Annotated in this window: 14 protein-coding genes; all 14 read right to left on the bottom strand. The window is 65.7% G+C overall.

What is annotated here, in order from left to right; genetic code table 11:
- Positions 1–90 precede the first annotated feature (90 nt).
- A complete protein-coding gene (locus tag BRX37_RS26725; protein ID WP_206434160.1) occupies positions 91–393 on the bottom strand; it encodes a hypothetical protein in 303 nt (100 codons plus the stop codon).
- A 79-nt stretch (positions 394–472) separates the two neighbouring features.
- Positions 473–907, bottom strand: a complete 435-nt coding sequence (locus BRX37_RS13330) for a PaaI family thioesterase (protein WP_125987524.1) — start codon at positions 905–907, stop codon at positions 473–475.
- A gap of 325 nt (positions 908–1232) precedes the next feature.
- Positions 1233–2384: a deoxyguanosinetriphosphate triphosphohydrolase gene (locus BRX37_RS13325; protein ID WP_125987522.1), complete on the bottom strand. Its 1152-nt coding sequence runs from the start codon at positions 2382–2384 to the stop codon at positions 1233–1235.
- 9 nt (positions 2385–2393) lie between these two features.
- On the bottom strand, positions 2394–4334 hold the full coding sequence (locus tag BRX37_RS13320; RefSeq protein WP_125987520.1) for a tetratricopeptide repeat protein: 1941 nt from the start codon (positions 4332–4334) through the stop codon (positions 2394–2396).
- A gap of 127 nt (positions 4335–4461) precedes the next feature.
- The gene (gene ftsZ / locus BRX37_RS13315) at positions 4462–5928 is read right to left on the bottom strand and encodes a cell division protein FtsZ (protein ID WP_125987518.1); all 1467 of its coding nucleotides are present in this window, start codon (positions 5926–5928) and stop codon (positions 4462–4464) included.
- Positions 5929–6036: 108 nt separating this feature from the next.
- Complete coding sequence (ftsA, locus tag BRX37_RS13310) at positions 6037–7320, bottom strand: cell division protein FtsA (RefSeq protein ID WP_004207952.1); 1284 nt, start codon at positions 7318–7320, stop codon at positions 6037–6039.
- A gap of 3 nt (positions 7321–7323) precedes the next feature.
- A complete protein-coding gene (locus tag BRX37_RS13305) occupies positions 7324–8286 on the bottom strand; it encodes a cell division protein FtsQ/DivIB (protein ID WP_017501208.1) in 963 nt (320 codons plus the stop codon).
- The gene (locus tag BRX37_RS13300) at positions 8279–9235 is read right to left on the bottom strand and encodes a D-alanine--D-alanine ligase (protein ID WP_125987516.1); all 957 of its coding nucleotides are present in this window, start codon (positions 9233–9235) and stop codon (positions 8279–8281) included. The genes BRX37_RS13305 and BRX37_RS13300 overlap by 8 nt, the downstream gene beginning before the upstream one ends.
- A gap of 121 nt (positions 9236–9356) precedes the next feature.
- A complete protein-coding gene (murB, locus tag BRX37_RS13295) occupies positions 9357–10283 on the bottom strand; it encodes a UDP-N-acetylmuramate dehydrogenase (protein WP_486056634.1) in 927 nt (308 codons plus the stop codon).
- A gap of 5 nt (positions 10284–10288) precedes the next feature.
- Positions 10289–10486 carry a hypothetical protein gene (locus tag BRX37_RS13290; RefSeq protein ID WP_004207957.1) on the bottom strand — a complete coding sequence of 66 codons (198 nt, stop codon included), beginning with the start codon at positions 10484–10486 and terminating at the stop codon, positions 10289–10291.
- The gene (gene murC, locus BRX37_RS13285) at positions 10486–11913 is read right to left on the bottom strand and encodes a UDP-N-acetylmuramate--L-alanine ligase (protein ID WP_125987511.1); all 1428 of its coding nucleotides are present in this window, start codon (positions 11911–11913) and stop codon (positions 10486–10488) included. Before murC ends, BRX37_RS13290 begins: the two co-directional genes overlap by 1 nt.
- The gene (gene murG / locus BRX37_RS13280) at positions 11910–13076 is read right to left on the bottom strand and encodes an undecaprenyldiphospho-muramoylpentapeptide beta-N-acetylglucosaminyltransferase (RefSeq protein ID WP_004207959.1); all 1167 of its coding nucleotides are present in this window, start codon (positions 13074–13076) and stop codon (positions 11910–11912) included. The genes murC and murG overlap by 4 nt, the downstream gene beginning before the upstream one ends.
- On the bottom strand, positions 13073–14275 hold the full coding sequence (locus BRX37_RS13275) for an FtsW/RodA/SpoVE family cell cycle protein (protein ID WP_010336276.1): 1203 nt from the start codon (positions 14273–14275) through the stop codon (positions 13073–13075). Before BRX37_RS13275 ends, murG begins: the two co-directional genes overlap by 4 nt.
- Before the next feature lie 62 nt (positions 14276–14337).
- Positions 14338–15651, bottom strand: a complete 1314-nt coding sequence (gene murD / locus BRX37_RS13270; RefSeq protein WP_125987509.1) for a UDP-N-acetylmuramoyl-L-alanine--D-glutamate ligase — start codon at positions 15649–15651, stop codon at positions 14338–14340.
- Positions 15652–15655: the final 4 nt, after the last annotated feature.

Here is a 15655-nt window from a genome sequence, read left to right as displayed (position 1 = left end):
TTCCTCCCCGCGAGTTCGGTCTTCGGAACGGCGCTAAAGGGTGGATAGGCGACGGTCCGGTTTTCGCAATTTTTCGTCGCTTTCGGACGTTCAATAACCGCCTGTTGCCTTTTCCTCGATCAAGCGACCGTTGCGATTATCGTAGCAAGCCAAGTAGGTGCCAGCAGGAGCCTTTGAATATGGGCGTAACTCAACGCATGTGCGATCAGACATCCGTATGACCACGGGCAATCTGGAAGCTTTATTGATGGCCTCCGAGCGGAATAGTTTTTGAGCGTCGTTCAGAGCGTTGCTCACGACAGGCTCATCGCCTGGTTGGATGGCAGTAGCATTCGCTAGTGGATAGAGCCTTGCTATTATCAATCCAGCGGTAATGAGCAGCGCGATCAACACCAAGGTCACATAGCGGCTATATGCATCACGGCTTTATGACCACGTGACCGAACTTCTGCAATTGGTCGTGTCGCGCCGATCACGGGAGTGCGTAACCCACGGTTGATTGCGCCACGATCCGTGCCTCGTCCCGCTGCCAGACGCGCACGTCGATCGTAGCAAGCCTTTTGCCCAGCTTTAAAAGCCGCGCGTCCGCAAATGTAGGCTCCACGTAGCAGGCGCGCAGAAATGAGATCGAAAGCGAGTTTGTCACCGCCATAGCCTCTGCTCCATGATGAGCGGCTATTACGGCGTATGCGGCGACATCGACCAGCGCCATGATCGTCGGGCCTGAAACAATTCCACCGGGACGGACCATCGACGAGACGGGATCGAGACGCATTCGCAGGTGATTAGGAAATAGTGCTTCTACCTGGCCTAGCGATGGGCGAATGGCAGCTGGAAAGGCATCGTCCAGAAAGGCAGAAACCTCATCTTTGTTTAGTTGCAAGCGCAAAGTCGATTCAGCGTTCATCCTGCATCTTTAGTGCGTTCGCTGATTGTCCGCCATGGGACAAAGCTCGCCAGCATGATGTATCCAGCGTATGTCTGCTTTGTGGAGAAGCGCTGTAGCGGCAGAATGGCGAGTGGTGGTCGCAAGCCGCCTTACCCACATCCGTAATGCCGGGCTTGGCCCGGCATCCCGCTTTTCTACGAAACAGACAAAGAAGCGGGACCCCGGTTCAAGGCCGGGGTGACGATGGCCGCTTCTGGTCGTTAAGCGTCACAGCCCGATGCCACCATCGCCCCCTTTTTTCCATTCCGGTATTTTGTATTGAACCCCGACCGGCCGCTCCCGCCTAGACCAGTGCCCCGCAAATTTCGGCATGGCGCTTTTCGGCATAGCGATCGGTCATGCCGGCGATGAAGTCGGCGATGTGGCGGCTGCGGGTCGGTTCCTCCAGCGCGCATTCGTCGCGCCATTCGGGCGGCATCAGCGCGGGGTCGGCCAGATAGGCGCGGAACAGGTCCATCACGATCACCCGTGCCCGGTCGGCGGCGGCCAGCTGGTCGGGATGATGATAGAGGGTCGCATACATGAAACGCTTCAGCTCGCGTTCCTGCGTCGCCAGTTCGGGCGAGAAGGCGACCAGCGTGCGGCCCAGCGCGCGGACATCGGCGACCGTTTCCACCCCGGCGGCCGCGATATTGGCGCGGGTGGTGGTGAGCAGGTCATTGGCCATCACGCCAATCTGTTCGCGCACCAGTTCGCGCAGCAGCCGATCCTGCGGCACATCGGGATAGCGGGCCGTCACCCGATCCCAGCAATGGCGCACCAGCGGCACGGTCAAAAGCTGTTCCAGGCTCAGCAGCCCGGCGCGCAGGCCATCGTCAATGTCGTGATTGTCATAGGCGATATCGTCCGACAGCGCCGCCAGCTGCGCCTCCAGCGAGGCATGGCTGGTGAGATCCAGCGGAAACATCGCGTCCAGTTCGCGCATCGCCCAGCCGGGCCTGGTCACCGGCCCATTATGCTTGGCCAGCCCCTCCAGCATTTCCCAGCTGAGGTTGAGCCCACGAAAGCGCGGATAGGGCGAATCCAGCAGCATCAGCGTGCGCAGCGTGTGCGCATTATGATCGAAGCCGCCATGATCCTCCAGCGCCGCCTCCAGCGCATCCTCGCCGGCATGGCCGAAGGGCGGATGGCCGATATCATGGGCCAGGCACAGCGCCTCGGTCAGATCCTCGTTGAGGGCGAGCGTGCGGGCGATGGCGCGGCCGATCTGCGCCACCTCCAGACTGTGGGTCATGCGCACGCGATAATGATCGCCGTCGGGCGACACGAACACCTGCGTCTTGTGCCGCAGCCGACGAAAGGAGATCGAATGGATGATGCGGTCGCGGTCGCGCTGGAACATATCGCGCGGGCCGCGCATCTCGCCGCCCGGTTCGGCATGGAGCCGTCCCCGGCTCTGGTCGGGCTGAGAGGCGTAGGATGCGAGCATCGTCATGCGAACCCCTTATTTGCTGCCCAGCTTTTCGACCACCTCGCCCGCGTCGCTCTGCCAGGCGAAGGCGTCGGCGCCGGCCTTCTTGAGGTCCGCCTCGACCGCTTTGGCGCGGGTGAAGCTGGCAAAGGGACCGATCAGCAGGCGCGAGGTCTGGCCCCAGCTGGCGCTCCAGCCATCCTGCGGCGCGACCGCGTCATATTTGCCCTGCAAGCGCTTGAAGGTGAAGGCCAGCGCGCTCTTCTGCCCGGTGCCGATCTGCACCCAGTTGCGCGCGGGGTTGGCAGCCAGCCGCTTCTTTTCCTCGGCTTCCTTCTTCGCCTTGGCGTCGGCTTCCGCCTTGGCCTTGGCGGCGGCCGCCTTCTTCGCCTTGTCGGCCTCCGCCTGGCGCGCAGCGGCGCGGCGGGCGGCCTGCAGCTTCTCTACCTCGGCCAGGTCGACCGCGACCACGTTCGAGCGGCGCTCGCTGTCGGGCACGTCGATGGCGTGGATGATGTCGGCCAGGCTCCGGGTCGCCTCCGGCGCCGGCTGCGGCGCGGCGCTGTCGGCCGGCGGCGTAAATTGGGTGGCGACCGGCGCCGATGGCGTCGGCGCGGGCGGCGTGCCCTGCGGCGCGGGCGGGGTTACGCTCGACGCCTGGGCAAGGGCGCTCGAATTGAGCTGCGAGGCGGCGCTCGGCTGGCCGGTGGTCGGCGCCGGCGCGGTGGAGCGCGGCGCGCCGCCGTCCAGCGCGTCGAGGCCCGGCGCAGGCGGCCCCTGCACATCGGCCGATGCGCTGCGGACCGGGGAGGGCGACGGCGTCGGCGTTGGTGCTGGCGTCTGGGTCGCCGCCTGACCAGGCACCGGCTGTACCATCTCGGCACGGGCGCTCTGGCTCGGCATCGGCTGGACGACCGGCTGGCGTCCGCGCGTGTCGGCGGGCAGCGGCTGGACGGTTGCGGGCGCAGGCGTCGGCGTGGAGGCAGCAGGCTGCGTGGCTTGTGCGGCAACCTGGGTCCGGCTCTGGGTCGGCGCGGGCTGGCTGGCAGCAGGCGTGCCAAGCGGCGCGCGGGCCAGCGACGTGCCGCGTTGCCGGCCACTGCCGTTGCGGGTCGTGCGGCGATCCCCCTGGGCCGGCGCGGTCGACGCGGCGGCGGCGGGTGCGGCGTCGCGCGACGCCAGCTGGACGCCCGGCGCCGGCGGGGTCGGCACGATCGGCGTGATGCTGGTCGCGACCACCTGCGGGAAATGGCCGAAATGGACCGCAGCCGCCTTCTGCGCCGCCGTCAGATAGGGCATTTTCTGCATATAGGGGGTGATGGCGCTCGCCAGCTGGGCCGGCATGGTCTGGTCGACCACCTTCTTGGCCTCGGCCTGGCGGTTGTTCATCGCCAGGATGAAGGCATTATAGCGCCAGGCGGCCCGGTCGCTCTTGTAGAGCAGCGGCTGCAACACCTTGTCGGCGGCATCCACCTGCCCCGAAATACCGAGCGAGGCGGCGTACCGGCGCACCAGTTCGGCATCGTCCGAGGTGCGTTGCAGGGCGGCATGATAATCGCGCTGCGCCCCGGCCTGATCACCGGTCATGTCGCGCGCAAGGCCACGGTCGCCCTGGATGGTCGCTTCGGGATAGCCGGCACGGGTCGCCTGGTCGAACAGGCGCAGCGCTTCGGCCGGGTTCTGCATCTTCAGCATGACCCGGCCCAGGCCCGCCTTGGTGCGTCCATTATTGGGCTGGATGGCGTCGGCGCGGGCAAAGAAACCGGCGGCCGCGCGGGCATCGTCCAGCTCCAGCGCGGCTTCCCCTGCCCCCACCAACGCGCTGAAATCACGCGGATTTGTGGCCAGTTTCGCCAGATTATTGTTGAGGTCCGCGGCGCCCGAGGGCCGGACCAGATCGGCCTGGTCGGTTTGCGCCTGCGCAGCCGTGGCAAGAAGCAGGCTGCCGAGAATCCATAGATGAGATCGTGTCACATGGCTGCCTTAGCGGATCGCGGAAGCAATGGGAAATGACCTGCACAAAAAAGCGCGCCGGGTCGCCCGAAGCGACCGACGGCGCGCCTTTGGCAGGCCGGTGCGGGCCTGTGCCCGCACGCTGGCCTTACTGGTTGTTCTGGCGGTTGAGGAAGCGCGGGATATCCAGACCCTGCGTGCCTTCTTCGGCGCCCGGTGCCTTTTCGCTGCCACGGGTAAGGCCGGCCATACGCTCGAACAGCGTGCCACCGGTCGCGACGCGCGGCGCCGGCTGGGCGGGCTTGGGCGCGGCTTCCGGTGCGGTCGGTTCGGCCGCTTCGGCGCCGAGCAGCAATTCATCCTGCGAGGGATCCTCGTCGGAGAAGACGGCGGCGGGACGCGCCGGCGCGAAGGCCGGCGACGCCTTTTCGGCGGCAGGCGCGGCGATCGGCGCGGGCGCCGGAGCTTCGGGCACGTCCAGTTCCAGCGCTTCGGGCTCGGGCGCAGCGACCGGGGCCGGCGCAGCAGCGACCGGCGCGGCCGGCGCGGGTGCGGCCACCGGTGCCGGACGCGGTGCCTGCGGCACGGCGACGGCTGGACGGCTGGCGAAGCTGAACGGCTGGGTCAGCGGCGCGGCCTGGCTGCCAACTTCATTGTCGATGCCGGTCGCAACGACCGATACGCGGATCTTGCCGTTCAGATTGTCGTTGAAGGCGCTGCCCCAGATGATGTTCGCATCGGGATCGACCAGTTCGCGGATATGGTTGGCCGCTTCGTCAACTTCCATCAGGCGCATGTCGTCGCCACCGACGATCGACACGATCACGCCCTTGGCGCCGCGCATCGACACACCGTCGAGCAGCGGGTTGGCGATCGCCTTTTCCGCCGCCTGGAGCGCACGGCCGTCGCCTTCCGCCTCGCCGGTGCCCATCATCGCCTTGCCCATCTCGCCCATCACCGAACGGACGTCGGCAAAGTCGAGGTTGATGAGGCCCGGCATGATCATCAGGTCGGTGATCGAGCGCACGCCCTGCTGCAGCACCTCGTCCGCCATCTGGAACGCTTCCTTGAAGGTCGTGTTCGGGTTGGCGATCAGGAACAGATTCTGGTTCGGGATGACGATCAGCGTGTCGACATGCTTCTGCAGCTCGTCGATGCCGCTTTCCGCCGACTTCATGCGGCGATTGCCCTCGAAGGTGAAGGGCTTGGTCACGACGCCGACGGTCAGGATGCCCTTTTCACGCGCCGCCTTGGCAATGACCGGGGCCGCACCGGTGCCGGTGCCGCCGCCCATGCCGGCGGTGATGAAGCACATATGGGCGCCTTCCAGCGCCTGTTCGACGGTGATGATGGTTTCTTCCGCAGCCGCGCGACCGATTTCGGGGCGCGAACCGGCGCCCAGACCCTCGGTGATCTGCGGGCCAAGCTGGATGCGCCGTTCGGCCGGCGAGGCGTTCAGCGCCTGCGCGTCGGTGTTGGCGACGATGAAATCGACGCCCTCGACGCTCGCCGCGATCATGTTCGCGATGGCATTACCGCCTGCACCGCCAACGCCTATCACCGCAATGCGTGGCTTCAATTCGTCCACATGCGGCGGGCTGATCTCGATGCTCATATACTTTGCTCCCTCAGCTTCCTCGTCAGGAAGTGACAACCGTCATCAATTGTTAACACCAGAAAATAGAGTATTTCACCTGCTATTTTCGTTTTCGTTCAAATTCGCTCAGTAATTCGTCCGCATCGCCCGCATCATGCGCTGCCACCATTGCGGGGCGCCCAGACGATGCACGGTTTGCGGCGCAGGCGCCATCGCCCTAAGATCAACCGGGTTTGAAGCGCCGTAAAGCGCCAATCCGGCCAAAGTAGCGAAGGCCGGGCCACTATGCGCTTCGGGCATGGCTGACAAGCCGCGCGGGCGACCGACCCGCACCGCACGCCCCAGCGCACCTTGCGCATAGTCGGCAATGCCCTTCATCTCCGCGCCGCCGCCGGTCAGCACGACCTGGCGCCCGGTGCTGTTGAAACCCATGCCGGCCAGCGCCGCATTCACTTCCGCCATGATCTGGTTCAGTCGTTCGCAAATGACGCCGACCAGCGCCGCGCGGGTGATCTTGCCGCCTTCCGCATTGGGGCCGGCGCTCTGCCCCGGAATGGCGACATCGCCATGGGGCGTCGCGATCTCGATCATCTCACGGAAGTCGCGGCGGTTCTGCATCGCCGAACCATAGAAGCATTTAATCCGCTCCGCCTGGCTTCGGCGGATGCCAAACGCCGAAGCGATATCATCAGTAATATCGGACGCGCCCATCGGGATCGAATGCAGCCCCACCAGCATGCCCCCGGCATAGAGCGAGACATTGGTGACCCCTGCCCCCATCTCGACCAGCGCCACGCCCAGGTCGCGTTCCTCTTCGGATAGGCAAGCAAGCCCGGTCGCAATCGGCGAGGCGACGATCGAATTGACGTTCAGATAGGCGCCACGCACGCACAGGTCGAGATTGGCGAGCGGCGCGCCATCCGCCAGCACGACATGGATGTCGACGCCCAGCAGATCGGCGTGCATGCCCAGCGGCTTCTTCACCGGCACCTTGCCATTGATGGTGAAGCAGGTCGGCTGCGCATGCAGGATGATGCGGCCATCGGGGTCGATGCCCTGCTGGCCGGTGGTCAGCAGATCGTCGATGTCCGGCTGCTCGACACGATAGCCGCCCATGTCGCGCTCGACCGTGACGACGTCGCTCACCAGGCTGCCGCCCGAGAAGCTGACCCAGACATCCTCGATATTGGTGCCGGCGACACGTTCGGCCTGTTCCACCGTCTCGCGCACGGCCAGTTCGGTGCGTTCCATGTCGGCGATGAAGCCGCGGCGCACGCCCCGGCTCTCACGCTGGCCGGTGCCCAGGATCGCCAGCTCACCCGTATCGGTGCGCCCCGCGATCAGCGCGGACACCTTCCACGATCCGATATCGATCGCGGTGATGAGCTTTTCGACCTTGGGCTGTGCCATGACTTAGCCTTCCTCGCCCGCGGCAGGCGCACTTGCGGTCTTTTCCGCCTTGGCGTCCGCCGCTGTCGGCTTATCGCTGGTCTGGCCCTGCGGCAGACGCAGCACGAAACGATCGGGATCGCGCATGTCGAACTTGACGATGCCCCGGCCGAGCAGCCGGTTGACGCCATCCATGCGCGCGAAATTCACCAGCGCTGCCGCCGAGGTCTGTTCACCTTCCGGCAGCGACAGCGTCTCCCCAGACTGAAAGCGCAGATCCCAGCGACGGTTCCCAACCCAGGTTGCACCAGCCAGCATCGGCTTCAAGGCAGGCGCGCTTTCCATCAGCTTGTTGAGGCCAGCGGTCTGGAGATTGGCGTTGGGGCCGACCACCAGCGGCAGGTCCGGCATCGCCCCGGCCGACACCGATTGCAGCACCACGCCGGCCACATCTATCAGATGCAGTTGCCCGTCATGCTGCCACACCGCGACCGGATCACGCTCGACGATATCGACGACCAGCGTGTCGGGCAGGCGGCGGGAAATGCGCGCGTCCTTGACCCAGCCAAGCTTCAGCATTTCCTGCCGCACCTTGGGCAGGTCGAGCGAGAGCATCGAGCGATCGACCTGGCCGAGCGCGATATTATAGACCGGCATCTCGTCCATGCGCTCGACGCCGCGCACCTCGACCTTCTCCACCTCGAAACCGGCGCGCGCGGCCAGGCTTGCCGCCTGCTGGCGCGCCATGTCGGGCAGCCCCGCATAGATGGCGATGGCGATCGCTATGCCACCGAAGATCGCGAAGATCGCCCAGGTGGCCAGCTTCTGGAGCGTATCCTCGCTGATCGGCAGCAATTCGAGCAGCCGATCGAACGAGGATTGGCGCTTGAGCTGGCGGCCACGGCCCGATCCGGCCTTGGCGCGCACCTTGCCCCGCGCCGTGCTCAGCCGCGCCGTGCCGCCGCGCCGGATCCGTGCCTCAGCCATTGCCAGCCCCCATGTTCGCCCCCCTCGTCAATGCTTCCTCGCAGATCCGCTCGACCAGCTCGGCATATTCGATACCCAGCTTTTTCGCCTGTTCCGGCACCAGGCTCAAGGGGGTCATGCCCGGCTGGGTATTGACCTCCAGCAGGTAAAGCCCCTCGACGCCCTGGCTGTCGTCCCAGCGGAAGTCGGAGCGCGACGCGCCCTTGCAGCCAAGCAACTGGTGCGCTTGGAGCGCGATCGCCTTGCATGCCTGCGTGATCTCGTCCGGTATCTCCGCCGGGCAGACATGTTCGGTCATGCCGTCGGTATATTTGGCGTCGAAATCATAGAAGCCGCTCTTGGGGCGCAGTTCGGTGACGAGCAGCGCCTCATCGCCCAGCACGGCGGTGGTCAGCTCGCGCCCGCGAATATAGGGTTCGGCCAGAAGCTCGGGAAATTCCTGCCATGGGCCGACGCTGTCACGGGCGATGGGATTGCCATAATTGCCCTCGGCCGTGACGATCGCCACGCCGACCGAGCTGCCCTCATTGACCGGCTTCAGAACATAGGGGCGCGGCAGCGGATCGCCGGCGTACAGGCTCTCGCTCGCCACGATCTGGCCGCCGGGCATGGGGATGCCGTGCGGCACCAGCGCCTGCTTGGTCAGTTGCTTGTCGATCGCGATGACCGAGGTGGCAAGGCCGCTATGGGTGTAGGTGAGGCCCATCAGGTCCATCATGCCCTGCACCGTGCCATCCTCGCCCGGCACGCCATGCAACGCGTTGAACACCACATCCGCCTTAGTCTCAGTCAGGCGCGCAGCGACGTCGCGGTCCATGTCGATCCGCGTGACCCGATGCCCGCGCGATTCCAGCGCCTTGGCAACGCCCTCGCCGCTCGACAGCGACACCGGCCGCTCCGCCGACCAGCCGCCCATCAATACGGCGACATGCCAGGGACCACGGCTCATGCGTAACACTCCAGATACATCGTCATGCCAGCGAAGGCTGGCATCTCACTGCCTTTGAACGCAGCGAAAGAAGAAAAGAGGGATCCCAGCCTTCGCTGGGATGACGGATTGGGAGCACAAATCACTTCGCCAACCCCACGGCATCTCTGTTTGCGCCGTCGGCAAACATGCCGACACGCTGGATTTCCCATTCCAGCTCGACGCCGCTCTTTTCCTTCACGCGGCGGCGGACTTCTTCACCCAGCGCTTCGATGTCGGCGCTGGTGGCGTCGCCGGTGTTGAGCAGGAAATTGGTGTGCTTCTCGCTCACCTGCGCGCCGCCCAGCGCGAGGCCGCGACAGCCCGCTTCATCGACCAGCGCCCAGGCCTTGTGCCCGTCCGGGTTCTTGAAGGTCGATCCGCCGGTCTTGCTGCGCAGCGGCTGGCTTTCCTCGCGCGCGGTGGCGATGCGGTCCATTTCCGCCTGGATCGCGGCCGGCTCGCCGGGTTCGCCGCGGAAGGTCGCCGATACCACGACCGCGCCATCGACCATGTTGGAATGGCGATAGCTGTAATGGAGATCGCTTGCGAGCAAGGTCACCTGTTCGCCCGAGCGCAGCACCACCTCGCATTCGACCAATATGTCCGCGGTCTCGCGGCCATAGGCACCGCCATTCATCCGCACGAAGCCGCCGACCGTGCCGGGGATGGAGCGGAGAAATTCAAGACCGGCAATCCCTGCGTCCCGCGCGGTCGAGGAGACGAGGATGCCCGACGCACCACCGCCGCAGACCAGGGTGGTGGCATCCAGCGCCTCCACCTTGGCGAAGGGCTTGCCCAGACGCACGACCACGCCCGGCACGCCGCCATCGCGAACGATCAGGTTGGAGCCGAGGCCGAGCGCCATCACCGGCATCGCCGGATCGAGCATGGCAAGGAAATCGGACAGGTCGTCGGCGTCCTTGGGCTCGAACAGCCATTGCGCCGCCCCGCCCGCCTTGAACCAGACGAGCGGTGCCAGCGGCGCATCGGCCTTGAGCGCGCCGCGAACGGCCGGGAGAGTAGCCATCACCGTCAACCGCGCACGCCCCAGAGATTCATCCAGCTCTTCATCGCCTTCATGCCCGCCTCGCCGGCCTGATGCGCCGCCATGCCGGTCTGCACCTGCTTCTGCGCCGCCTCGACCATGTCGCGCGCGACTTCCACGCCCTGCATCTGCATGTCGATCATGCGCTTCTGCATTTCCAGGCCGACATTGAAGAGCTCGAACATCAGGCGGTTTCCTTGACCTTGGCGGTGACCGCAGCGGACAGGCCCGCCGCCCATTTGGTGATGTCGCCGGCCCCCAGGCAGATGATCATGTCGTCAGCCTGGACATCGGCGGCAATGACGCGGGCAAGATCGCCCGCATCGGCGACAGTGGCGGCGTTGCGATGGCCACGGCGCTTGAGCCCGGCGACCAGCGCCGCGCTGTCGACATCCTCGATCGGCTGCTCGCCAGCGGTATAGACCGGGGCGGCATAGACGATGTCGGCGTCGTTGAAGGCCTGCTGGAAATCATCCATCAGGTCGCGCAGGCGGGTGAAGCGATGCGGCTGGACCACGGCGATGACGCGACCCTTGGCACCTTCACGCGCAGCGGCGAGCACCGCCTTGATCTCGACCGGATGGTGGCCATAATCGTCGATGACGGTGGCCACGCCGGCGCCAGCGGGGATTTCGCCGACCTTGGTGAAGCGGCGCTTCACGCCGCCGAACTTGGCAAAGCCGGTCTGGATGGTCGCGTCATCAATGCCCATCTGCAGCGCCACGCCGATCGCGGCCATGGCGTTCAGCACATTGTGGCGGCCGGGCATCGGCAGTTCGATCCCCTCGATCCGGCGGGTCGCGCCATCGCGCTCGCGGATCTGGACGTCGAAGCGATTGCCGCCGGGCACCGGCTGGACATTCTCGCCGCGAATATCGGCTTGGGCGGAGAAGCCGTAGGTGACGATGCGGCGGTCCTGCACGCGCGGCAGGATAGCCTGAACCTCGGGATGGTCGAGGCAGAGCATCGCCGCGCCATAGAAGGGCACATTCTCGACGAACTCGACGAAGGCGTCCTTCACCGCGTCGAAGCTGCCATAATGGTCGAGATGTTCGGGATCGATATTGGTCACGACCGCGATCGTGCCGTCGAGGCGCAGGAAGCTGCCGTCGCTCTCATCGGCTTCCACGACCATCCAGTCGCTGTTGCCCAGGCGCGCGTTGGAGCCATAACTGTTGATGATGCCGCCGTTGATGACGGTCGGATCGACCCCGCCCGCGTCCAGCAGCGCCGCGACCATCGAGGTGGTCGTGGTCTTGCCATGGGTGCCGGCGATGGCGATCGTGGATTTGAGGCGCATCAGTTCGGCCAGCATTTCGGCGCGGCGGATCACCGGCACGCGATTTTCCAGCGCCAGTTCGACCTCCGGATTGCCGCGCTTGATCGCGGTCGAGGTGACGACCACGGCGGCATCGCCCAGATTTTCGGCCTTGTGGCCGATCATCACCTTGATGCCCTTGGCGCGCAGCCCTTCCACGACATAGCCCTCGGCGACGTCGGATCCTTGAACCTTGTAACCCAGATTATGCATGACTTCGGCGATACCGGACATGCCGATGCCGCCAATGCCGATGAAATGGATCGTGCCGATGTCGGTGCCGACACCCTTCATGCGGGAACTCCCTGGAGATTGAGCGTGGTCGGCGTGGGGCCGACGCGAAGCGGGTCATTCATGATCGGCGCGGGGCCGATGCTTTCGAGCAGGTCTGCCATATCGCGCGCCGCATCCGGGCGGCCACAGGCACGGGCGCGCTTGGCGGCATTTTGCAGGGCGCCGGGTTCCAGCGCCATCTTCTGCATCTGCTTGGCCAGCTCCACGGCGGTGAAGCGCGACTGGGGGATGGTGCGGGCGCCACCAGCCTCGGTCATCTCGCGCGCATTGGCGGTCTGATGATCGTCCATGGCGCTGGGCAGCGGCACCAGGATGGCGGGACGGCCGGCACAGGTCAGCTCGGCCAGGGTCGATGCCCCTGCCCGCGCGATCATCAGGTGCGACCAGCCGAGCTTTTCGGGCACGTCGTTGAAATAGGTGGCGAGATCGGCCGGAATTTCCATCTCGGCATAGGTGGCGCGGACGCGCTCGATATCCTCGGCACGGCACTGCTGCGTCACCTGAAGGCGGCGGCGCAGCGCGATCGGCAGCATCGACAGCCCTTCGGGGACGACGCTCGACAGGATGCTTGCCCCCTGGCTGCCACCGATCACCAGCACGCGGAACACGCTCTCGTCGGTCAGCGCAGGAAATTCCTCGTCGCGCAGCGCCTTCACTTCCTCGCGCACCGGATTGCCGACCAGATGCACCTTGCCGGCATATTTGTCCTTCAAGCGCTCGACCACCGGATAGGCGGTGGCGATCGCGTCGACCCGACCGGCGAGCAGGCGGTTGACCCGGCCCAGCACCGCATTCTGTTCGTGGATCGCGGTCGGGATGCCGTCCGCCAGCGCGCCCAGCAAAGCAGGCATGGCGGGATAGCCGCCAAAGCCGACCACGGCGGTCGGCTTGAACGTGTCGTTGAGCCGACGGGCCATCGCGCGGCCGGCCAGGATCGCCTTCAGGGCGCCGGGCCAGCTCGCCGGATTCTTGGTCATGCGGCCCGCCGGCATGACATGGACCTGCGCCTTATCGAAGATGCCGGGAATCTTGGCGCCGCGTTCATCGGTGACGAGGGCGACATGATGGCCGCGCGCCATCAGTTCCTCTGCCACCGCATGCGCGGGAATCATATGACCACCCGTCCCGCCGGCGGCGAGGACGAAGTGACGGGAAATGCTCATCGACCACTCCATTTGACGACCGTGTGCCGACCCATGAAGGGGTTGCGCCGCGTGAATGCGAGCAGCAGGCCGACGCCGATACAAAGCGCGAGCATAGAGGAGCCACCGTAGCTGATAAAGGGCAGCGTCATGCCCTTTGACGGAAAAATCTGCGCATTGACGCCCATATTGATGATCGCCTGCAGCCCGAACTGGGTGGTGAGGCCGGCGGCGGCGAGGATGGTGAAATTATCCTCCTCGTCCAGCAGGCGCAGCAGCACGCGCACGACGATCGCCAGATAGACACAGGCAATGGCGATGCAGGCGAGCAGGCCGAACTCCTCCCCGATCACCGAGAAGATATAGTCGGTATGGGCTTCGGGCAGACGGAACTTGTTCTGGCCGCCGCCCGGCCCGACGCCGGTGAAACCACCATGGGTGATGGTGCGGAACGCCAGGTCCGTCTGGTCCGGGCCGGTATCCATCTGGACACCGATGCCCAGGAAGTCGTTGATGCGCTGCCGGCCATTTTCATAGAACATGTAGACCGCGACCAGCCCCGCCAGCGCCAGCCCGCCCAGCATGGCGATCCAGCGCATTTCGAGGCCCGAGAGCATCAGCAGCACGCCCCAGCAGGCCAGGAAGATGACCGTCTGGCCAAAGTCCGGCTGCTTCATCAGGATCGCCGCGATCAGCAGCGTCATCGCGCCCGTGAGCGGCATCACCGGCAGGCTCTGGTCCTTGGCGCGCAGCGACAGCAGCCAGGCCAGCGTCACGACATAGACGGGCTTCAGAAATTCCGAGGGCTGAAAGCGGAAGCCCGGCAGGTCGATCCAGCGCTTGGCGCCGTTCACGGTGGAACCCAGCAACGGCACGAACAGCAGCATCAGGAAGAAGAAGACGGCCAGGAAGATCGCCAGCCGCCGCGCCTGTGGCCGGGGCAGCATGGAGATGACCAGCATGATCGGCAGGCCGATGAACACCCACATCAGCTGGCGATAGAAATAGATCAGCGGATTGACCGCCACCTGCGCGGTCGAGCGGTCGATCGCGGCCACCGGCGATGCGGCGGCCACGGCGACCAGCCCGATCGCCATCAGCGCGACGATCAGCGACAGCAGCACCCGGTCGATTTCCCAGAACCAGATGGCCAGCGCGGTACGCTCGCGCGGCACGGTGCGGGTCTTGAAGCCCTTCACCAGTTCGCCCGCCCTGAACATGCCCTTACGTCCCTCGCTATCCATCCCGTTGCCCCCGATCGCCCTGCCTATTCCAGTGCGTTCTATTCCAGTGCGTTCACGGCCGCGGCAAAGGCATCGCCGCGCGCCTCGAAATCCCGGAACTGGTCGAAACTGGCGCAGGCCGGCGACAACAGCACGACATCGCCCGGCTGGGCGATGCGCGCGGCGCGACGGACGGCGGCGCTCAACATCTCGCTGTCATCGACCGCCATGTGCGGCCGCAACAGGTCGGCAAACATGTGGCCCGCCTCACCGATGGTATAGGCATGGGCGATATTGCCATAATAAGGCGCGCATTCATCCAGATTGTCGGACTTGGCGACGCCGCCCAAAATCCAGTGGATGCGCGGCTTGCCATCCCTGGCCGGCCAGGCGCCCAGCGCCGGCGCGGTCGAGGCGGCGTTGGTCGCCTTGCTGTCATTGACATAGAGCACGCCATTATGCGTTCCCACCGCCTGCATCCGGTGCGGCAGGCTGGCATAGCTGGCGAGCGCGGCCATGATGGTCGCGTCGTCAATGTCCAATGCCCGGCCGACGGCGATCGCGACCGCGGCATTCTGGGCATTGTGCGGCCCCTGCAGCGATGGCCAGCCAAGCTGAGCCTCCGGATCGATATCGGCGGCCTTCACTTCGCGCAGTTGCGCCGGGGCCGATGCGGCGATGCCACGGCTCGGCTCATCCTCGGTCGCGATCACCGCGACATGGTCGGCCGATTGCATGGCGAACAGCCGCGCCTTCGACGCGACATAGCCGTCAAAGCCGTTGTAGCGATCAAGATGGTCGGGCGTGATGTTGAGCAGCACGGCGACATCGCAGTCGAGGCTGTGGGTGAGGTCGATCTGATAGCTGGACAGTTCCAGCACATAGATGCCCACGCCATGCAGGTTCGGCTCCAGCGGCTCCTGGCCCAGGATCGGCAGGCCGATATTGCCGCCCATCCGCGCCGGGAAGCCCGCCTGCTCGATGATGTGATGGATCAGCGCGGTCGTGGTCGACTTGCCGTTGGTGCCGGTGATGCCGACGACCTTGTGCGGTGGCAGCGTCGGCCGGGCGAGCGCGAACAGTTCAATGTCGCCGATGATCGGCACGCCGGCGATCTTCGCGCGCATCGCGATCGGATGCTTGTTGAGCGGCACGCCCGGCGACACGACGATGCCGTCGAAACCGGCCAGGTCGATCTCCATCGGGTCGCCCAGCTCCGCCTTGTCGGCGACCGCCGCCCGCGCTTCCTCGCGACTGTCCCAGGCGACGACGCGCGCGCCGCTGGCGACGAGCGTCTCGACCGTGGCCAGCCCCGAACGGGCCAGCCCCAATACGGCGTAGGTCTTCCCCTTGAAGGCCTGCGAAACGATCATCCGC

Origin of the sequence: Sphingomonas sp. S-NIH.Pt3_0716, assembly GCF_003950715.1 — a bacterium.
GTDB classification, from domain to species: Bacteria; Pseudomonadota; Alphaproteobacteria; order Sphingomonadales; family Sphingomonadaceae; genus Sphingobium; species Sphingobium yanoikuyae_A.
This window is presented reverse-complemented; position numbering and strand designations above follow the sequence as displayed.